Raw genomic sequence first — 19,643 nt, forward strand, 5'->3', positions numbered from 1 at the left:
GTACATCCGCGCGGCCAAGCAGCCGGTCCTGCTCGTCGGGCACGGCGTGCACACCTCCCGCGCGGGAGAGTCCGTCCGCGCGCTCGCGGAGGCGATGGCCTGCCCGGTCATCCAGACCTCCGGCGGCACCTCCTTCATCAAGGGCCTGGAGGACCGCACCTTCCCCTACGGCTTCTCCGCGGCGGCCGTGGAGGCCGTCGTGGAGTCAGATCTCTGTCTCGCCATCGGCACCGAGATCGGGGAGCCGGTGCACTACGGCCGCGGCCGGCACTGGGTCGCGAACGAGGCCAACCGCAAGTGGATCCTCATCGAACAGGACCCCGAGGCGATCGGCGTCAACCGGTCGATCGACGTGCCCCTCGTCGGTGACCTGCGCGCGATCGTCCCGCAGCTCGTCGACGCCCTCAAGGACACCCCGCGCACCGCGTCCCCCCGGCTTGAGGCCTGGGTGACGCAGGAGGCAGCCCAGCTGGCCGAACTCGCGGAGACCGCCCCGGCCGGCCTGTCGCCCGTGCACCCCGCCCGGCTCATCGTCGAGGCCACCAAGGCCTTTCCCGCCGACGGAATCATGGTGCGCGACGGCGGCGCGATCACCATTTTCGGCTGGACGTACTCCCAGGCCAAGCCGCACGACGTGATCTGGAACCAGAACTTCGGCCACCTCGGGACCGGGCTCCCCTACGCCGTCGGTGCCTCGGTGGCGGACGGCGGGAAACGGCCCGTCATGCTCATCACCGGGGACTCCTCCTTCCAGTTCCACATCGCCGAGCTGGAGAYGGCCGCCCGGCTGAACCTCCCGCTGGTCTGCGTGGTCAGCGTGGACTACGCCTGGGGCCTCGAGGTCGGCGTCTACAAGCGCACCTTCGGTCAGGGCTCGCTGGAGACCGGCGTCCACTGGAGCAAGGACGTCCGGCTCAACAAGGTGGCCGAGGGGTTCGGCTGCTACGGCGAGTACGTCGAGCGCGACGAGGACATCGCCCCCGCCATCAAGCGCGCCTACGCCAGCGGAAAGACCGCCGTCATCCACGTCGCCGTCGACCCGAAGGCCAACTCCGAGGAAATGCCGAACTACGACGAGTTCCGCACCTGGTACGCCGAGGGAATGCAGTAGGGAATGCAGTGGCTCCCGGGAGCACGGCTCCCGGGAGTAAGCGAGAGGAGGCGGATGGATGACCGCGATCACTACGAGGAAACTGAACGACTATGTCGGAGCAGAGGTTCTCGACCTCGACGTCGACCGTCTACTGAACGACAACGATCTGCCGGAAGCGTGCCTAGCGGCTCTCGAAGAGCACGGCGTTCTGTTATTCCGCGAGCTGAACATCAGCCATGAGGACCAGTTCGCATTCGGCCGGAAGCTCGGCGACGTCGTCAAGATTCCTGGCTATGCGATCCCCGAGGTCATGGAGATCAGCTTCGACCCGGCGAATCCGAACGCGCAGTACTTCCCGAGCAACGACCACTGGCACTTCGACGGCTCCATGGACGACATCCCGGCCAAGGCCGCGCTGATGAGCGCGAGCGTGGTCGTCGCGGAGGGCGGCGAGACGGAGTTCGCCAGCACGTACGTCGCCTACGACACCCTCTCCGCCGAGGAGAAGGAGCGCTTCGAAGATCTCCGGGTGGTCCACACGTTCGAGTCGATCCAGCGCCGGAGCTACCCCGACCCGACCCCGGAGCAGAAGGCTGACTGGGCGTCGTGGCCCGTCCGTGAGCACCCCCTGGTGTGGGAGCACCAGTCGAGGCGGCGTTCGCTGGTGTTCGGGGCGAGCGCGTCGCACATCGTCGGGATGGACGTCGACGAGGGCCGGGCGCTGCTCGCGGACCTCGAGCGGCGCAGCACGCTGCCGGACCGGGTGCTGCGGCACTCCTGGTCGGTGGGCGACATGGTGATCTGGGACAACCGGGGGCTGGTGCACCGGGCCGGCCCGTTCGACCGTACGAAGCCGCGCATCCTGCACCGCACGACCCTCGCCGGAGATGAGCCGATCAAATGAGCGCACGCACAGCCATCGTCACCGGCGGCGCGTCGGGCATCGGCGGCGGCATCAGTCGCCGCCTGGCCGCCGACGGCGCCCAGGTGGCGATCTTCGACCTCAGCGGTGACGCGGCCAAGGCCGCGGCCGAGTCGATCGAGAAGGCCGGCGGCCGGGCGATCGGCGTGCCCGTCGACGTGGTGGACCGCGCCGCCATCGACGCCGGGGTCGAGGAGGTGCGGGCCCGGCTCGGCCAGCCGACGATCCTGGTGAACAACGCCGGCCTGACGGTCGAGAACGCGTTCCTCGAGACCACCGCCGCGGCCTGGCACCAGATGATCTCCATCAACCTCACCGGAACGTTCGACTGTTGCCAGGCGGTACTCCCCCACATGATCGAGGCGGGCTGGGGGCGGATCGTCAACATCTCGTCGTCAAGCGTCTACGGCCCTCCCCCCGGACTGGCCGGCTACGTGGCGGCGAAGTCGGGGGTGGTCGGCCTCACCAAGGTGCTCGCGCTGGAGTTCGCCAAGCACGGGATCACGGTCAACAGCATTCCGCCCGGCTTCATCGACACGCCGATGACGCGCGATGTCGTGGATCGCGGGTTCATCGACCTCGATCAGCAGATCGCGAAGACACCGGTGGGCCGGATGGGCCGGCCCGAGGACATCGCCGCCGCCACCGCGTTCCTGGTGAGCGAGGAGGCCGGCTACATCACCGGCCAGAGCCTCGGGGTCAACGGGGGCCGGATCATCTGATCCGGCCTGTCTGATCCGGCACCGCCGTCTGATCCGGCACCGCCGGTCGCCGCCGCCCGGAATCGACCCGACCGCGCCCCGGCCGGTCCGGGCGGGCGGCGGCCGACCGGCGACCAGCAGCCAGCAGCCGGCGACCAGCAGCCGGCGACCGGCGACCGGCAGCCCACAGCCTGACAATGGCGCCGGACCGCCMGCTGGATGATGCGCCCAGCGGGCAGGACCACACCTTGACACGCGAGCCCGTCGACCAGAAAAGGCAGACCACAATGAGCCGACTCACACCCCTGCCACGCGATGAATGGCCCGCGGATCTGACGACGTTCATCGCCGATTTCCGAGCCACCGTCATCGGGGACACGGGGAGCGCGGGCGGCCAGTCCGGGGCGAACCTGCTGGGGACCCTGGCCCGCTACCCGGCACTGACCATCGCGTTTCTCCGGTTCAACGGCCACGCCCTGTACGGCACCTCGCTGACCGCCAGGCAGCGGGAGCTGATCGTGCTCCGGGTGGCGTCCCTCCGGCAGGCTGACTACGAATGGGCGCAGCACGTGGTCCTCGCCGAGGCGGCCGGCCTGCGGGACGACGAGATCGCCCGGGTGACCGAGGGGCCGGACGCCGTGGGCTGGGCCCCGCTCGAGTCCGCGCTGCTGCGCGCGGCCGACGAGCTGATCGCCGACGGCTCGGTGGGCGACCAGACCTGGAAGACTCTCTCCAGCGAGCTCGACGAGCACCAGCTCATGGACATCGTCTTCACCGTCGGCACCTACGAGATGGTGGCCTTCGCGCTCCGCTCGTTCGGGGTGGAGGCCGAGGACGATCTCCTCCCGTATCTTCGGCGCGGCCGGTGAGTCTCACCCGTCGCTAGAAGCCGACCGCGGCCCAGGCAGCCTGGACTGCGTTGTTGCAGGGCGATATCAGTGAATGGTGGTGACAGTGTGGTCGGGGTCGTCACCTCGGCCGGGCGCGTTCTCGAGGTGCTCCGGCGGCTCATCCTCAACAACACCTTCCTGCCCGGTGCCCGGCTGGCCGAGACCGAGCTGGCCGAACAGCTGGGGGTCAGCCGGACCCCGGTCCGCGAGGCCCTGCGCCAGCTGGCCGCCGAGGGGCTGGTCGAGCTCTCGCCCAATCGGGGCGCCCGGGTCGCCGGCTGGTCGCCGGCCGAGCTGGAGAGCCTCTTCGAGCTGCGTTCGACGCTCGAACCGCGGCTGACCGGGATGGCCGCGGAACGGGCCGACGAGGGCGACCTCGCCGAGCTGGAGAAGCTGGCGAACGAGATGTCGGCCGTCGGCTCGCCCGGTCCGGAGCAGGACCTGGAGGCTCTCATTCCGCTGAACGCGGCGTTCCACGAGCGGCTGGTGAAGCTGGCCGACGCGCCGGCCTTCGCGGCGGCCCTGGCCGGGGCGGTCCGCACCCCGCTGGTGATGCGGAACTTCCACGCCTACGACGACGACTCGATGCGGCGCAGCCTGGCACACCACATCGAGATCGTCGCCGCCATGCGCGCCGGCGATCCGCAGTGGGCCACCGCGGTGATGGTCGCCCATCTCCGCAACGCCCGGGCCGTCATGCTGCGGACCACTTTCCCAACCGCGGACCCCGGCGGCGTGAGACGGGGTCGATAGCCCAGGCACGCCCGCGGCACCGGCTTCCGGTGGCCTGGGCGGTCACGACGGAACCAGGAGGCGTGGATGCGTCTGAAGGACAAGGTCGCGGTCATCACGGGCGCGGGCTCGGGAATCGGCAAGGCGATAGCTCACCGGTTCGCCGCCGAGGGGGCGAGTGTGGTCTGCGCCAGCGTCAGCGGCCGCGCGGTGGACGTCGCCGCCGAGATCGGCGACGGGGCGCTCGGGGTGCGGGCGGACGTCAGCGACGAGGCGGACGTCCAGCGCATGATCGGCGCCGCCGAGGAGACGTTCGGCCGGATCGACATCCTGGTGAACAACRCCGGGTTCGGCGGCAAGTTGAAGCCGATACACGAGCAGAGCACGGAGGACTGGGACCGCGTTCACGGCGTGAATTTGCGGGGCGTCTTCTTCTGCATGAAGTACGGCATCATGTCGATGCGCCGGACGGGTGGCGGCTCCGTCGTGAACATCTCGTCGACGACGGCGGTCATCGGCTGGAAGCACCACGGGATCTACGGGGCGGCCAAGGCCGGCGTGAACCAGCTGACCAGGGTCGCCGCTCTCGACTACGCCGACGACAACATCCGGGTGAACGCGGTGTGCCCCGGCACGATCTGGACCGGTCTCGTGCAGATGTCCAAGGAGCACCCGGAACCGCCGCCGGGGGTCTTCCGCCTCCCCGGAATCCCGATGGACCGCTGGGGTGTGTCCGACGAGATCGCCGCGGCGGCCCTGTTCCTGGCCAGTGACGAGGCGTCCTACGTCACGGGTGTGCTGATGCCGGTGGACGGCGGCTACTCCGTCGGCTTCTCCGGGATGGGCGCCGAGAAGTCGGGCCAGCCGACCGCCTGAGGCGGTGCCGCGGAGCGGCCGGCCTACGACGCCGGCCCGGCCGCCCCGGGGCCGTCTAGCGCGGGGACATCCGCAGCGCGCCGTCCATCCGGATGACCTCGCCGTTGAGGTAGTCGTGGTCGATGATCGACAGGGCCAGCTGGGCGTACTCGTCCGGCCGGGCGAGCCGCTGCGGGAACGGCACCGACGCGGCCAGGCCGGCGCGGAACTCGTCCGAGACGGTGGCGAGCATCGGCGTCTCGACGATGCCGGGGGCGATCGTGCACACCCGGATGCCGTACTGGGCGAGGTCGCGGGCGGCGGGCAGGGTGAGGCCCACGACGCCGCCCTTGGACGACGCGTAGGCCGCCTGGCCGACCTGGCCCTCATACGCGGCGACGGAGGCGGTGTTGATGATGACGCCGCGCTGGCCGTTGTCGTCCGGCTCGGTCTCGGCGATCGCGGCGGCGGCGGTGGAGAGCACCGCGAACGTGCCGACCAGGTTGATCTGGATCACCTTCGCGTAGAAGTCGAGGTCATGGCGCCGGCCCCGGCTGAGGATGCGCTGCGACGGGCCGATGCCGGCGCAGTTCACGACGACGCGCAGCGGCACACCCGTCCCGGCCGCGGTGTCGACGGCGGCGGCCACCTGGTCGCCGACGGTCACGTCAGCTCCCAGGTAGGTGATGCCGGTGACCGGCGGCGCCGACTCGATCGACGTCGGCAGGTCCAGCGCGAAGACGGTGGCGCCGTGCGCGGCGAGCGCGGCGGCGGTCGCGGCCCCGAGGCCGGAGGCCCCTCCGGTGACGATGGCGGCGGTGTCGGTCAGTTTCATTCGGCGGCTCCTGGATCGCGGTCAACGGACTTGATGGTGGCAGGCTGGCCGGTCACGTGCTCGTGGCCGGCCGTCTCGCCCGCCGCCAGTGCGAGCCGGCGGGCCTCCCGGCGCAGGACCTTGCCGTAGGAGCTCTTGGGCAGCGCGTCGACGTAGATGATCTGCTTCGGCTTCTTGAAGCGGGCGATGTGGGTGAGGCTGAAGTCGATGAGGTCGTTCGCCGGGGGCGGCGCGGCCGCGGGCACGACCGCGGCGACGACGTTCTCGCCCCAGAGCTCGTCGGGTACGCCGAAGACCACGACCTCGGCGACGGCGGGGTGCTGGATCAGCACCTCCTCGACCTCCCGCGGGTAGATGTTGGACCCGCCGGAGATGATGACGTCGCTGCTGCGGTCGAGGAGGAACAGGCGGCCGTGCTCGTCGAGGCGGCCGATGTCACCGGTGTGCAGCCAGCCGCCCCGCAACGCCCGGCTGGTCGCCTCCGGGTTGTTCCAGTAGCCCCGCATCACCACGTCCCCGCGGACGCAGATCTCGCCTTCCTCGCCGGCGGGCAGCGGCCGGTCGTCGGCACCCATGATCTGCACCTCGACCCCCGGGTGTGCCACGCCCGCCGAGTCGAGGGGGGTGTCGGGTGCGGCGCCGTGGTCGAGGTAGGTGATGGTCATGGGTGACTCGCCCTGGCCGTAGATCTGCACGAACACCGGCCCGAACCGCTCGATCATCGCGCGGGAGTGCTCGACGTGGATGGGCGCGCCGCCGTAGACGGCGCAGCGCAGCGAGCTCGTGTCCGTCTCGGGGGCGCCGAGCAGCTTCACGATCATCGTCGGCACCAGGAAGGCGATGATCGTGATCCGTTCGCGCGCGACGAGCTCGAGCACCTCGGCCGGGTCGAACCCGCCGCCGTCGTGGATCAGGTTCTCGGCGCCGCGGGCGATCGCGCCCAGGGAGTACAGGCCGCTGCCGTGGGACAGCGGCGCGACGTGCAGGGCGAGGTCCGAGGGCCGGTAGTCGCACACGTCGGCGAGCAGCGTCCAGGTCGTGACGGTGAGGTTGCGGTGGCTGAGCTCGGCCCCCTTGGGGCGGCCGGTCGTCCCCGACGTGTAGAACAGCCAGGCGAGGTCGTCCCCGGCGACGTCGACCGGCACCAGTTCAGCGGAGCCCTCGGCCAGCAGCCGGTCGAACCCGGCCGCACCGGTCCCGGCGGTCCCGGCGGTCCCGGCGGCGTCGCCGGCCGTGTCGCCGGAACCGTGGACGTCGACCACCACCTCCTGGACCCCGGTGAGATCGAGGCCGGCGACTGTGCCCGCGCCGGCGTGGACGAACGCCCGGGCGCCGCTGTCGTCCAGGATCACCTGGATCTCCGGGCCGGCCAGCTTGGCGTTCACCGGCACGGCGACCAGGCCGGCGTGCCAGGCCCCGAACAGCACGACCAGGTACTGCGGGCAGTTGGGCAGCAGCACCGCGACCCGGTCGCCGCGTTCCAGGCCGCGCCCGAGCAGCGCCGAGCCGAACCTGGCCGCCTGCTCGCGCAGCTCGCCGTAGGACGTCCGGCGTCCGGCGAACCGCACCGCGCACCGGTCCGGGTGCCGCCGCGCCGAGGCGGTCAGCAGGCTCGCGACGTTGACCATCGTCAACCTCCATCTGGTCGAGCGGACCGCGGCTGCGGGGACGGCCACCCGGACTCCCCGCCGAGCTCGTCGAGGACCTCCCGGGTGTGCTCGCCGAGCCTGGGCGCGGGGCCGGCGACCCTGCCGGGGGTCCGCGAGAACCAGGTCGGGATTCCGGGGAAGCGCACCGGGCCGTTGCGGCTCGGCACCGTCTCGAAGAAGCCGGCCTCGTTGAGGTGCGGGTTGTCGAAGAGCTCGTCGAGCGTGCGCACCGGCGCGGCGGGGATGTCGAGGGAGCGCAGCAGGTCGAGCCACTCCTTCGTCGTGCGCTGCAGGAACGTCTCGGCCAGCAGGGCGTAGACGACGTCGATCCGGCGGGCACGCTGGGCGAGGGTGGCGAACTGCTCGCCGGCCCATTCCGGCCGCACGGCGCCGACGAAGGCGGACCACTGCTTGTCGTTGTAGACCAGCGCGGAGATCTGGCCGTCGCGGGTGCGGTAGGGCCGGCGGTTCGGGGTCACCGCGCGGGGGTAGAGCGCGGGGCCCAGCGGCGGGGTGAACATCGCGCCGTTGGCGTGCTCGACCAGCATGAAGGCGGCCATGGTCTCGAACATGGCGACCTCGACCTCCTGCCCCTCGCCGGTGCGCTCGCGGTGGAACAGTGCCATCACGGTGGCGTAGAGGGCGGTCAGCCCGGCGACCTTGTCGGCGAGGATGGTGCCCACGTAGCTCGACTCGCCGGTCAGCTGCTCCTGGGCGAACGGCAGCCCGCACTCCGCCTGGATCGTGTCGTCGTAGGCGGTGAGGTCGGCGTCCGGGCCGCGCCGCCCGTACCCGTAGCAGTTGGTGTAGACGATCGACGGGTTGATCGCGGCCACCTCGTCGTAGCCGAAGCCGAGCCCGGCGATCGCCTTCGCCCGCATCGAGTGGACGAACACGTCCGCGCCCGCGACGAGCCCGCGCAGCGCCTCCCGGCCCTCGTCGGAGCGCAGGTCCAGCACGACGCCGCGTTTGCCGCGGTTGACGTTGACGAACACACCGCCCATGGCGGGCTCCGGCCCGACCGAGATGTAGCGGGTGTTGTCGCCGGCAGGGGGCTCGATCTTGATCACGTCCGCCCCCATGTCGRCCATGATCTGCGTGCAGTGGGGACCCATGACCATCGCGGTCAGATCGACGACCCGAACGCCCGACAGCGGACCAGCCTTCACGTATCGACCACTCCTTGATCGACAGGACCCGGCCGGCCAGGAACCGCGCCACGCCGAGAATAAGGGATGAATCCTTGTAAGGATAGTGATATCAAGATGTCGTGAGCAGCACTCGTGAAACACCGCAGCGCACGGATCCGCAGCCCCTGAGCGGGACGTCCGCCCAGGTCGCGCGGGTCCCCGGCCCGATCGCCGGCGTGCTCGACGCCGCTCTCGCGGCCCGCCCGCAGGCCGCGGCGGTCGAGGCGGTCTCGGGTATCTGGTCGTACGCCGAGCTCGACGAGCAGGCGGACCGCGCGGCCGGAGCGTTGTGGTCGCTCGGTGTTCGCCCGGGTGACCGCGTCGCGGCCTGCCTGCCCAACGACCTCGACATCGTCGCCGCGTTCCACGGCGCGCAGCGGATCGGCGCCGTCTGGGCGGGGATCGGCGAGGCGCTCGCCGCGAGCGAGCAGCGGGAGCTGCACGAGATCTGCGAGCCCACCGTCGTGCTGGCCGGCCCCCGCTACCTGCTGGACTCCCCGGGCCGCGTCGACCCCGACCGGTGGGCCGGACTCCTCGCCCGCGGCGAGCGCGCCCCCCGGGTCGACCACGACATCGACGCCCCGGCCGGCATCGCGTTCACCAGCGGGACGTCGGGACGTCCCAAGGCGGTCGTGCACAGCCAGCGCAACCTGCTCCTGCCGGGCGCGGTGCTCGTCGCCACCCGGGGCTGGGGCCCCGAGCTGCGCAAGGGCGACAGCTTCCCGTTCACGATCCTCAACCTGATGGTGCTCTCCACCCTGCTCACCGCGCAGGCCGGCGGGTGCGCGGTGGTGATGAGCCGCCGGGACGTCGCCGGCGTCGTCGAATGGATCTCCAGCCGGCAGGTCACCGTGTGGAACGGCGCGCCCGCGCAGCTGCACGACCTGGCCGCCCGCCCCGAGGCCGAGATCGGCTCGCTGCGGGAGGTCTGGAGCGGCGGCAGCGACACCCCGGACGTGCTGCGCCGGGCGTTCGCCGACGCGCACGGGCTGGTCCCGCGGACCACCTACGGCCTGACCGAGGCTCCGACCGTCGTGTCGATCGACCCGTCGGGTGACGAGTGGCGCCCGCGGGTGAGCGGGCAGGTGCTGCCGCACCTCGACGTGGCGGCCTACGACGACGAGGGCCGCCGGCTGCCCGCCGGTGAGCTCGGCGAGCTGCGGCTGAGCGGCGCCACGACCGGCCCGTGGGCCGGCGTCTGGCGGCCCACGCTCGGGTTCTGGGAGAACGGTGCCGTCCGGCCGCTGGAGCCGGGACCGATCGCCACCGGCGACATCGGGACCGTCGACGCCAACGGGTGGCTGACCGTGCTCGACCGCAAGAAGCTGATCATCATCCGGGGCGGCGCGAACGTCTACCCGCTCGAGGTGGAGCGGGTCATCGCGACGTACCCGGACGTCGCCCGGGTCGCGGTGTGCGGGGTGCCCGACGAGCGGCTCGGGCAGCGGGTCGCCGCGGTGGTCGAGAGCGGCACCGGCGGCCCGCTCGACACCGGCGCGCTCACCGAGCTGTGCCGGCGCGAGCTCTCGCCGTACAAGGTCCCGGAGTTCTGGACCCAGGTCGACGCCCTGCCGGTGAACGCGATGGGCAAGGTGCAGCGCACCGGGCTGACCGAGCTCGTCGGCCAGCCGCGCCCCGCCGGAAGCTAGGGCCGGGGGACGAAGAGTGAGCATCCGGCTGAGCGAGGACGAGATCTGGGAGTTCGTCAGCGCCGCGCACACGGGGGTGCTCACCACCCTGCGCGCGGACGGCGCGCCGGTCTCGCTGCCGACGTGGTTCGTGGTCGTCGACCGGACGGTCTGCCTGTCCACCCCGTCCGGGGCGCGCAAGCTGGGCCGCGTCCGGCGCGACCCGCGGGCGGCGTTCCTCGTCGAGTCCGGGCGGGCCTGGGCCGAGCTGCGCGCGGTGCACCTCAGCGGCCGGGTGGGCCCGGTCGAGGACGACGCCACCCGCGATCGCGTCCGGAGCCTGCTGGACGAGAAGTACGCCGCGTTCCGGGTCTCCCCGCAGCGACTGCCGGCCGCGGCGCGGTCGGCGTACACCGACCGCGCCGTCCTCCGGCTCGTCCCGGACGAACGGGTGCTCAGCTGGGACAACAGCCGCATCCGCCTGTCCGGCGGCTGAGCGCCACCGCCGCCGCACGCTGGCGGTCCGGGTGCTGACGTTCCGTCAGCGCGGGGCTGTGCGACAGGACCGAGCGGCTGCCTCCCGGCGGTGCGGCCCGCCGGTCCTGTCGGCCGCACGTCTCAGGTGTTCCGGCCGCCGTTGACGCCGAAGACCTGGCCGGTGATGTAGCCGGCCTCGTCGCTGACGAGGAACGCGCAGGCGGCGGCGACGTCCTCGGCGCGCCCGATCCGGCCGACCGGCGTCCGGGCCGTCTGCTGCTCGACGTTCATGAGGCCCCCCCGCTCCTGCGCGCGCAGCATCGGGGTGTCGATGAACCCCGGCGGGATGGTGTTGACGGTGATGCCGCGCGGCCCGAACTCGAGGGCGAGCACCTTGGTGAGCCCGAGGATCCCCGACTTGGCGGTGACGTAGGAGCCCAGCCGGGGCGTGCCGCTGTGCACGCTCGACGAGGAGATGTTGACGATGCGCCCCCAGCCCTCGGCGAGCATGTCGGGCAGGATGGCCTGGCAGCAGTAGAAGGTGCCGTTGAGGTTGACGGCGAGCGACTTCTCCCACATCGCGTCGGTGATCTCGAGGAACGGGCTCGGGCGGGTCATCCCGGCGTTGTTGACCAGGATCGTCGGCCGGCCGAGCCGGACGCGGGCCTCGTCCACCGCCGCGTTGACCGCGGCCCGGTCCGCCACGTCGGCGGCCAGGCCGACCGCCTTCCCGCCGGCCTCCTCGATGGAGCTGGCGACGGCCTCGGCGGCGGAGCCGTCCAGGTCGAGGATCGCGACCAGGGCCCCGTCGGCGGCCAGCCGCCGGCTGATGGCCTCCCCGATGCCCGACCCGCCGCCGGTGACGACCGCTGTGCGGCCGGTCACTGGATCGGCTCGTCGCCGGCGAGGGTGATGCGGTGCATCCGGCGCGGCTCGGTCTGGTCGAACGGGCGGACCCGGTGGACCAGCCCGCGGTTGTCCCAGATCACCATGTCCCCCGCCGTCCACGAGTGCGAGAACACCCGGTCCGGCGCGGTGGCCCGCTCCTCCAGCTCGTCGAGCAGCGCCCGGCCGTCCTCGCGGCTCATCCCGACGATGTGCGACGTCGTCGAGCCGAACACCAGCGAACGCCGGCCCGACCGGTGCTGCCACACCAGCGGGTGCTCCCGCGACGGCCGTTTCGCCCAGTCCGCCAGCTGCTCCGGGGTCGGGTTCGGGTACGCGGGGCGCACGATCGCCTCGAGGGTGTGGACCACCCGGAGGTCGGCGAACCGCTCCTTCTCCGCGTCGGTGAGATCGTCGTAGGCGGCGTAGGTGCTGGCGAACTCCGTCTCGCCGCCCTGCTCGGTGACCACCTCGGCGGTCATCACCGACGCCTTCGGCGGGATGTCGTAGTCGAGCGCGCCGTCGATGTGCCAGGCGACGTTGCCCCGGAAGTACTCCGCCCGCGGATGCGAGGGATCCCAGTTGATCTCGTTGATCTCCGGGATGTCGTAGGGCGGGGAGGTCGGGAAGGAGAGCAGCTCACCCAACCGCCGGCAGAACGCGACCTGGGTGGCGGGGTCGATGTTCAGCCCGCGGAAGAGCAGCGCGCCGTTCTCCTCGAGTGCCGTCAGGCACGCCGAGGGCAGGTCCTGGTCGTTGAGCAGGCGGTCGGCGTCGACGCCGAGCACCTCCGCCCCGACCTTCTCACCCAGCTTCTCCGTGACGATCGCGGCCATCGGTCATGCTCCTCTCACCGTCGCGTCCCACCGGCCCGGCCCCGTCGCGCCCGACGGCGCGGCCCACCCGGCGCGGCTCGCTCCAACACCGCCGCGCCGCCCCGGCGTCGAGCCGGGGCGGCGCTGGCGCCGTCTCATCAGGCCGGGGCAGGGGCCGTCTCGCCCGCCAGCCGGCTGGCCGCCAGCGCACGCAGATCAGCGGACTTGATCTTCGCGCTGCCGGTGACCGCGATGTCCTCCTCACGGAAGAAGAGCACCCGGCGCGGCACCTTGTAGCTCGCCAGCCGCTCCCGCAGGAAGCCGCGGATCTCCTCGGCGTCGAGGGTCACGCCCTCGTGCGGGACGATGCAGGAGACCACCATCTCGCCGAGCGTCTCGTGCGGGACGCCGACCGTCTGGGCCAGCTTGACGCCGGTATAGCTGGCGAGCGTCTCGTCGACCTCCCGGGGCGAGACGTTCGCGCCCCCGGTCTTGATGATGTCCGTGAGCCGGCCCTTCCAGAACAGCAGGTCGTCATGGTCGAGGTAGCCGCCGTCGCCGGTGCGGAAGAAGCCCTCGGCGTCGAGCGTCTCGTCGAGCGGGGTGCCGACGTAGCCCAGCATGAGCGTGGGCCCCTTGACGCAGATCTCGCCCTGCTCGCCGCGCGGGACGACGACGCCGGTGAGCGGGTCCACGATCTTGAGCGTCACGCCCGGGAGCGCCTCGCCACTGCTGTCCCGGTGCCGCTCCGGCGGCGTGTCGGCCGGCAGGCCGGTCGTGAGCGTGAAGGTCTCGGTGTTGCCGTAGGCGTGCCCCGGCTCCTCCCAGCGGGCCGAGACCGTCGGGTGCCGCGCGATCGCGGACCTGACGTCCGCGAAGCGCATGCTGCTCAGGTCGACGTCCTTCCAGTTCGGCGCCGCCTCGAGCTGGGCCCACTGGTGCGGCCAGGCGAACGGGAAGTTGACCTTCTCCGCGTCCATCAGCTCGAGCGCCTCGGCGGGCAGGAACGTCGGCTGCAGGACGACGGAGCCGCCGCTGGCGAAGGTCGCGCCGAGCGCCATGCCGAAGTTCCCCGACCAGAAGAAGCCGTTGGCCGTCCAGCAGCGGATGTGGTCCTCCGGGTCGAACCGGTACATGCGCCGGAAGCGCCATAACTGGATGGCGACACCGCGGTGCGAGTTCAGGATGCCCTTCGGCCGGCTCGTGGTGCCCGACGAGAAGAACAGCAGAGCCGTGTCACTCGGCTGCACGGCCGCGCCCGTGGCCTCGACCAGCTCGCGGGGCTCGTCGCGGCCGCGGGCGAGGAAGTCCTCCCAGGTCTCGATCGCGCCGGTGGGGCCGCCRTCCCCGAGCACGACCACGCGGCGCAGGAAGGGGAACCGGGCCGACTCCAGCGCGCCGGGCTCAGCCCGGGCGATCTCCGGCTCCAGCTCGGTCAGCACGGCCGCGAAGTCCTTCTTCAGCACGCTGCGCTCGAGCAGCAGCACCGACGCGCCGGAGATCCGCAGCAGGTCGTCCAGCTCGGACCGGGTCGAGAACGTGCTGAGGGCGACGGCGACACCTCCGGCGAGCGAGATGCCGAACACCGCCGAGATCCACTCGGGGCGGTTCGTCATCAGGACACCGACCCGGCTGTCCTTGCCGACCCCGCAGGCGCGCAGCGCGCTCGCCACCTCGACCGCGCGTTCCCAGAGCTCGCTGTAGGTCCAGCGCACGGCGTCCGCCCCGTCCCCCGGGGTGCGCGCGACGAGCGCCTCGCGCTCGCCGTACCTCGCCGTGACCTCACGCAGGAAGCCGGGGAGCGTCAGCGCCCCGAGGCCCGGTTCGTCGCCCAGAGGCGGGCCCGACACGATCGACAGGGAACGCGGGCTCCCCGCGCTCTCCCCCGTACCGTTCGGTCCCGCCGCAGCCGGTTCCGCGGTGAGCGGTTGCGCACCCATCGATCAGCTCCCGGCCACGCGGTCGCGCCGGAACGGCAGCTCGACCTCGGCGGTGCAGTCCACCAGCACGCCGCCGTCCTGGTTGGTGAGCCGCAGCTTCACCTGGACCAGCGGCACGCCCCACACCGAGCCCTCCTCCTTGCCGACCACCTCGCCGTCGAAGTAGGTGACGTCGCCCTCGAAGGCGGGGAGGCGGAAACTGGCCTTGGAATGGCGCACCATTCCGTCGTGACCGGCCCAGTAGGAGAGGTAGTCGGTGCACCAGGCGCCCATCGTGGCGCCGTAGCCGTAGGCGCGGGCCATGCCGACCTCGCTGGCCTTGTCACTGTCGATGTGACCACGCGACGGCCCGACGTAGAGCCCGTCGCGCAGGCGCGGGTCGATCCGGGCGCCCTCCTCGTCGAAGCCGAAGCCCTCCACCCAGCCCGGGTCCTGGTAGACCCAGRGGTCCTCGATGCCGGGGGGCGCCGTCCAGTGGAACGTCCCCCAGATGTTGAAGATGAAGGCGCGGTACTCGGTGGTGAAGCTGGCGATGCTGTGCGGGCCGATCACCCGCCGCGGCAGGGTGTCACCGACGCTGACGTCCTCGAAGGCGGGCGAGAGGCCCGTGCGGTTCGAGTGGAGCCAGCTGTCGCGGAGCTTCTCGATCTCGGTCAGCTCGGCGCTCGTCCAGCGCTTCACCGCGCCGACCTGGTTCTCGTACATGCCGCGCTTCTCCGCCTCGGCGGCGAGGTAGCGGATGGCGGTCGACCGCTCACGGGCGACCAGGGCGCCGTGCTGGTTGCGGTGCGCGGTGTCCCCACGGGAGAACATGGTCGGCCCGGCGAACTTCGTGTCCGCGACCTTGTAGTCGTGGAAGCGCCGCTCCTGGACCAGCTTGTCGCCGACCCGGATGGGGCTGCCGTAGAACCACCACTCCTCGCCGCCGAAGATCAGGTGGCTGCCGGGGATGCGCCCGACGCAGGCGGGCGCGCAGCCGTGGCCGTAGTCCAGGCCGACCGCGATCGACTGCGGGGCGATCAGGCCGCCGTACCGGGACTCACGCGCGAACTCCTCGTCCCAGTGCAGCGGGTTGGGGTAGTCCATCGCCATCACCCAGCGGCGGATGTCCGTCGCGGTGCACGGATCCCACAGCTGCCCCCCGCCGATCGGCAGTCCGACCCGGTGGTCGACATCGGAGAGGTCGAGCTCGACCTTCGACTCGGTGGGCTTCTCGCTCATCTCGGCTCCCGCCCTATCGGTTGACGTCGACGACGATGCGGCCGCGCACCTTGCCGTCCAGCAGACGGCGGGCTGCCTCGACCGCGTCGGCCAGCGTGATCTCCTCGGCGATCAGCTCGAGGGCGCTGACGTCAAGGTCGCGGGCGAGGCGCTCCCAGGCGGCCAGCCGCGGCTTCGCGGGCGCCATCACGCTGTCGATGCCGAGCAGCGACACCCCGCGCAGGATGAACGGCGCGACCGATGCCGGGAAGTCCATGCCCTGGGCCAGCCCGCAGGCGGCGACCGTGCCGCGGTAACGGGTCTGCGCGCAGGCGTTCGCCAGGGTGTGGCTGCCGACGGAGTCGACGACGCCCGCCCAGCGCTCCTTCTGCATCGGCTTGCCGGGCCCGGAGAGATCGGCGCGGTCGATCACCGTCGTCGCGCCGAGCTGGCGCAGGTAGTCGGCCTCGGACGCCTTCCCGGTGGCGGCGGCGACCGTGAACCCGGCCTTCGCCAGGAGCGCGACCGCCACGCTGCCGACGCCGCCGGTCGCCCCCGTCACCAGGACCTCGCCCTGGTCCGGCGTCACGCCGTGGGAGAGCAGGGCGTCCACGCAGAGGCCGGCCGTGTAGCCGGCGGTGCCGATCGCCATCGCCTGGCGGGCGGTGAAGACCGCGGGCAGCGGCACCAGCCAGTCCCCGTTCAGGCGGGCGCGCTGGGACAGCCCGCCCCAGTGGGTCTCGCCCACACCCCACCCGTTGAGGACGACGCGGTCGCCCTTCTTCCAGTCCGCGTGCGTGCTGTCGGTGACGACACCGGCGAGGTCGATGCCGGGCACCATCGGGAACTTGCGAACGACCGGCGAGCTGGCCGTGATCGCGAGGGCGTCCTTGTAGTTCAGCGTGGAGTACTCCACCTCGATGTCGACGTCACCGGCCGGCAGCTGCGCCTCGTCCAGGCTGGTGACGGCGGCCGTCTGACCGGCCTCGCCCTTTTCGATCAGAATCGCGGAGAACATCGGAGATCTAGTCCTTCCTCAGCGCGCCGGTAGCCCGGCGCGCGAACCCTCACCTGTCGGGCTAGTAGCCGTGGATGCCCTTGGTCTCCAGGTACTCGTGGAAACCGAACTCGCCCCACTCGCGCCCGTTCCCGCTCTTCTTGTAGCCGCCGACCGGACCACCGAAGTCGAACCCGTCGTTGATCGCGACCCACCCGGCCCGGATCCTCCGGGCGACGGCGCGCGCCGCCTCGAGGTCCGCGCCGGCCACATAGCCGGCGAGGCCGTACTCGGTGTCGTTCGCGAGCTCGACGGCGTGATCCACGCTGTCGTAGCCGTGAATCGTGAGCACCGGCCCGAAGATCTCCTCCCGGCCGATGGTCATGTCGTTCGTGACGTCGGCGAAGACGGTGGGCTTGACGTAGAAGCCCTTGTCCAGCCCGTCCGGGCGACCGGTCCCGCCGGCGACCAGCGTGGCGCCCTCGTCGATGCCCTGCTGGATCAGGCCCTGGATCTTCTCGAACTGGCGCCCGGACACCACCGGCCCGATCGTGAACTCGCCGTTGGGGTCGCCCACGGTCACCTGCGCCGCGGCCTCGCGGGCGGCGCTGATCGCCTCTTCCATCCGGGCGCTGGGCACCAGCAGGCGCGCGGGCGCCGTGCAGGTCTGCCCGGAGTTGCCCATCATGTTGAGGACGCCCTTGGCGACGTTCTCGGCGAAGTCCTGGTCGTCGAGGACGATGTTCGGGCTCTTGCCGCCCAGCTCCTGGGTCACCCGCTTCACCGTGGGCGCGGCGTTCTTGGCGATCTCGATGCCCGCGCGGGTGGAGCCGGTGAACGAGATCAGGTCCACGTCGGGATGCGCCGACAGCGGCACACCCACGCTGGGGCCGTCGCCCTGGACCAGGTTGAACACGCCGGCGGGGATCCCGGCCGCCTCGAAGATCTCGGCGAGGATCTGCCCGGTGAAGGGCGACTCCTCGGACGGCTTGAGCACCACGGTGCAGCCCGTGGCGAGCGCGGGGAGGACCTTGACCGCGATCTGGTTGATCGGCCAGTTCCACGGCGTGATCAGGCCGCAGACCCCGATCGGCTCGAGGACCACGCGGGTGACCCCGCGCTGCTCCTCGAAGGAGAAGTTCTTGAGGATCTCGATCGCAGTGGTCAGGTGCCCGGCGCCGAGGCCGACCTGGAAGCCGTTGGCCAGCGCGGCCGGCGCGCCCATCTCCTCGGTCAGCGCGGTGGCGAGGTCGCCGGCACGCTTCTGGTAGACGTCGAGGATGCTCTCGAGGACCGCGATCCGCTCCTCGCGGCTGGTCGCCGACCAGCTGGGGAAGGCGGCCCGGGCGGCCGCGACCGCCCGGTCGACGTCGGTGGCGGAGCCGAGTGCCACCCGGCCGGCGACCTGCTCGGTCGCCGGATTCACGACATCAAAGGTCCGCTGCTCGGCCGGTTCCGCCCACTGGCCGCCGATGTAGAACTTTAAGTATTCACGCATGACACCCTCCGTTCCTCTCCGAGATACTGTCAGGAATTCGCTGATATACGGGTCGGGGCCGGGATCACTGCGTTCCCTCGGCGTACCAGGTCCGGAACTCGTCGTAGCTCGGCATTTCCTCCGAGTTGGCCTTCGGGTCGACCGCGACGTGGATGACGGCGGTCTTTCCGCTGGCGTAGGCGCGCTTGATGGCGGGGGCGATGTCCTCGTCGCGCTCGACGTACTCGCCGTAGCAGCCGAAGCCCTCGGCCACCTTGTCCAGGCGGGTGTTCTTGCTCCAGTGGACGCCGGTCTCCAGCGAGCCCTGGCCGAAGGTGCGCTTGTAGACGCCGACCTCGAGGCCCCAGGCGTAGTCGACGGCCACGACGCAGACCAGCGGGAGGTTCAGCCGGGCGGCCGTCTCCAGCTCGGCGATGTGGAACTGGAAGGAGGAGTCCCCGGTGATCAGCATCATGGGGCGCTTGCCGCCGTCCGCCACCCCGGCGCCGACCGCGTAGGGCAGCCCGGTGCCCAGGTGGCCGAAGTTCTGGTTCCACATCACGTCGTGCGGCTTGGCCTGGGAGTACGTCCAGCCGAAGATCGTGGTGGCGCCGCCGTCGCGGATCATGATGCCGTCCGGCGGGAAGACCTTGGTGGCCTCGACGATCAGCCGCGCCGGGTGCACAGGCGACATCCCCGCCGGGGCGGTCTCCGCGAGTTCGGCCAGCTGGGCGGCGTCCTGGCGGATCCAGCCGTCGAGCTCGGGGGTCGGCGTGCGCGGAGTGTCCTTGAGCGCGTCGACGAGCTGCGGGACGACCGCGCGCAGGTCACCGACGAGGGGCACGTCGATCGACCGGTTGACGCCGATCGCCTCGGGGTCCTGTTCGATGAGGATCCACTTGCGGTTGGCCTCGTTCGCGACCCAGTGCCGGCCGCGGCCGTAGTGCACCGGCTCGCCGAGCTCGGTGCCGATCGCCAGGCACAGGTCGGACTTGACCACCGCGTCGATCGACGCGGCGGAGAAGCCGTAGGGGAAGGTGCGGTCCTCCAGGCCCTTGATGAAGGAGGTGCCGCCGGAGGTCTGGATGACCGGGCAGGCCATCGCCTCCGCGAGCGCGCGGACGGACTCTCCCGCGCGGGAGGTGTGCACGCCGTGCCCGACGAGCAGGACCGGCTGCTTGGCCGCGCGGATGTACTCGGCGGCTTCGGCGATCCTGTCGGGGCCGGCGGTCTGGTTCACCAGCCGGTACGCCGCGGGGGGCAGGGGCGCCGGGACGTCGAGCTCCTCGAGGATCACATTGGAGGGGTACTCGATGTAGACCGGGCCCGGGGTGCCGGACAGGGCCTTGCGCAGGCC

18 protein-coding genes are annotated in these 19,643 nt (G+C 71.6%); 8 read left to right on the plus strand and 10 right to left on the minus strand.

The window, feature by feature from the left end:
* The 6 genes from BBK14_RS33605 to BBK14_RS33630 all read left to right on the plus strand — a co-directional run.
* The coding region (locus BBK14_RS33605) for a thiamine pyrophosphate-binding protein (RefSeq protein WP_131802491.1) at positions 1-1,111 on the plus strand (1,111 nt) is incomplete at its 5' end.
* Between the two features lie 58 nt (positions 1,112-1,169).
* A complete protein-coding gene (locus tag BBK14_RS33610) occupies positions 1,170-1,997 on the plus strand; it encodes a TauD/TfdA dioxygenase family protein (protein ID WP_071067158.1) in 828 nt (275 codons plus the stop codon).
* The gene (locus tag BBK14_RS33615) at positions 1,994-2,737 is read left to right on the plus strand and encodes an SDR family NAD(P)-dependent oxidoreductase (RefSeq protein ID WP_071067159.1); all 744 of its coding nucleotides are present in this window, start codon (positions 1,994-1,996) and stop codon (positions 2,735-2,737) included. Before BBK14_RS33610 ends, BBK14_RS33615 begins: the two co-directional genes overlap by 4 nt.
* 266 nt (positions 2,738-3,003) lie before the next feature.
* On the plus strand, positions 3,004-3,585 hold the full coding sequence (locus BBK14_RS33620; protein WP_071067160.1) for a carboxymuconolactone decarboxylase family protein: 582 nt from the start codon (positions 3,004-3,006) through the stop codon (positions 3,583-3,585).
* Between the two features lie 87 nt (positions 3,586-3,672).
* Positions 3,673-4,359, plus strand: a complete 687-nt coding sequence (locus tag BBK14_RS33625) for a GntR family transcriptional regulator (protein WP_071067161.1) — start codon at positions 3,673-3,675, stop codon at positions 4,357-4,359.
* A gap of 66 nt (positions 4,360-4,425) precedes the next feature.
* Positions 4,426-5,214, plus strand: coding sequence for an SDR family NAD(P)-dependent oxidoreductase (locus tag BBK14_RS33630; RefSeq protein ID WP_071067162.1), 789 nt, complete (start codon positions 4,426-4,428; stop codon positions 5,212-5,214).
* A 55-nt stretch (positions 5,215-5,269) separates the two neighbouring features.
* Here the strand turns inward: BBK14_RS33630 and BBK14_RS33635 are convergent, their stop codons facing one another.
* The 3 genes from BBK14_RS33635 to BBK14_RS33645 are packed head-to-tail and all read right to left on the minus strand — an operon-like array spanning position 5,270 to position 8,846.
* Entirely contained in the window at positions 5,270-6,028 is a 759-nt protein-coding gene (locus tag BBK14_RS33635) for an SDR family NAD(P)-dependent oxidoreductase (protein ID WP_071067163.1), read from the minus strand.
* Positions 6,025-7,656 (minus strand): AMP-binding protein, encoded by a 1,632-nt coding sequence (locus tag BBK14_RS33640; RefSeq protein ID WP_071067164.1) that lies wholly within the window; start codon positions 7,654-7,656, stop codon positions 6,025-6,027. Before BBK14_RS33640 ends, BBK14_RS33635 begins: the two co-directional genes overlap by 4 nt.
* 2 nt (positions 7,657-7,658) lie before the next feature.
* On the minus strand, positions 7,659-8,846 hold the full coding sequence (locus tag BBK14_RS33645; protein WP_083391427.1) for a CaiB/BaiF CoA transferase family protein: 1,188 nt from the start codon (positions 8,844-8,846) through the stop codon (positions 7,659-7,661).
* Positions 8,847-8,947: 101 nt separating this feature from the next.
* Here BBK14_RS33645 and BBK14_RS33650 point away from each other — a divergent pair, with 101 nt between their 5' ends.
* Positions 8,948-10,516: a class I adenylate-forming enzyme family protein gene (locus tag BBK14_RS33650; RefSeq protein ID WP_241832064.1), complete on the plus strand. Its 1,569-nt coding sequence runs from the start codon at positions 8,948-8,950 to the stop codon at positions 10,514-10,516.
* Positions 10,517-10,532: 16 nt separating this feature from the next.
* The gene (locus BBK14_RS33655; protein ID WP_071067165.1) at positions 10,533-10,991 is read left to right on the plus strand and encodes a pyridoxamine 5'-phosphate oxidase family protein; all 459 of its coding nucleotides are present in this window, start codon (positions 10,533-10,535) and stop codon (positions 10,989-10,991) included.
* Between the two features lie 122 nt (positions 10,992-11,113).
* Here BBK14_RS33655 and BBK14_RS33660 read toward each other — a convergent pair whose 3' ends face one another.
* From BBK14_RS33660 to BBK14_RS33690, 7 genes are all read right to left on the minus strand, one after another.
* Positions 11,114-11,857 (minus strand): SDR family NAD(P)-dependent oxidoreductase, encoded by a 744-nt coding sequence (locus BBK14_RS33660; RefSeq protein WP_071067166.1) that lies wholly within the window; start codon positions 11,855-11,857, stop codon positions 11,114-11,116.
* The gene (locus BBK14_RS33665) at positions 11,854-12,693 is read right to left on the minus strand and encodes a TauD/TfdA dioxygenase family protein (protein WP_071067167.1); all 840 of its coding nucleotides are present in this window, start codon (positions 12,691-12,693) and stop codon (positions 11,854-11,856) included. The genes BBK14_RS33660 and BBK14_RS33665 overlap by 4 nt, the downstream gene beginning before the upstream one ends.
* Before the next feature lie 137 nt (positions 12,694-12,830).
* Positions 12,831-14,612: a class I adenylate-forming enzyme family protein gene (locus BBK14_RS33670; protein ID WP_241832065.1), complete on the minus strand. Its 1,782-nt coding sequence runs from the start codon at positions 14,610-14,612 to the stop codon at positions 12,831-12,833.
* Between the two features lie 3 nt (positions 14,613-14,615).
* Positions 14,616-15,833 (minus strand): FAS1-like dehydratase domain-containing protein, encoded by a 1,218-nt coding sequence (locus tag BBK14_RS33675; RefSeq protein ID WP_071067168.1) that lies wholly within the window; start codon positions 15,831-15,833, stop codon positions 14,616-14,618.
* Between the two features lie 13 nt (positions 15,834-15,846).
* Positions 15,847-16,830 (minus strand): acrylyl-CoA reductase (NADPH), encoded by a 984-nt coding sequence (gene acuI, locus BBK14_RS33680; protein WP_071067169.1) that lies wholly within the window; start codon positions 16,828-16,830, stop codon positions 15,847-15,849.
* A 61-nt stretch (positions 16,831-16,891) separates the two neighbouring features.
* Positions 16,892-18,307 carry an aldehyde dehydrogenase family protein gene (locus BBK14_RS33685; protein ID WP_071067170.1) on the minus strand — a complete coding sequence of 472 codons (1,416 nt, stop codon included), beginning with the start codon at positions 18,305-18,307 and terminating at the stop codon, positions 16,892-16,894.
* Positions 18,308-18,371: 64 nt separating this feature from the next.
* Positions 18,372-19,643: thiamine pyrophosphate-binding protein (locus tag BBK14_RS33690; RefSeq protein ID WP_071067171.1), on the minus strand; the 1,272-nt coding region annotated here is incomplete at its 5' end.

The sequence above is a fragment of the Parafrankia soli genome, assembly GCF_001854695.1.
Lineage (GTDB): Bacteria > Actinomycetota > Actinomycetes > Frankiales > Frankiaceae > Parafrankia > Parafrankia soli.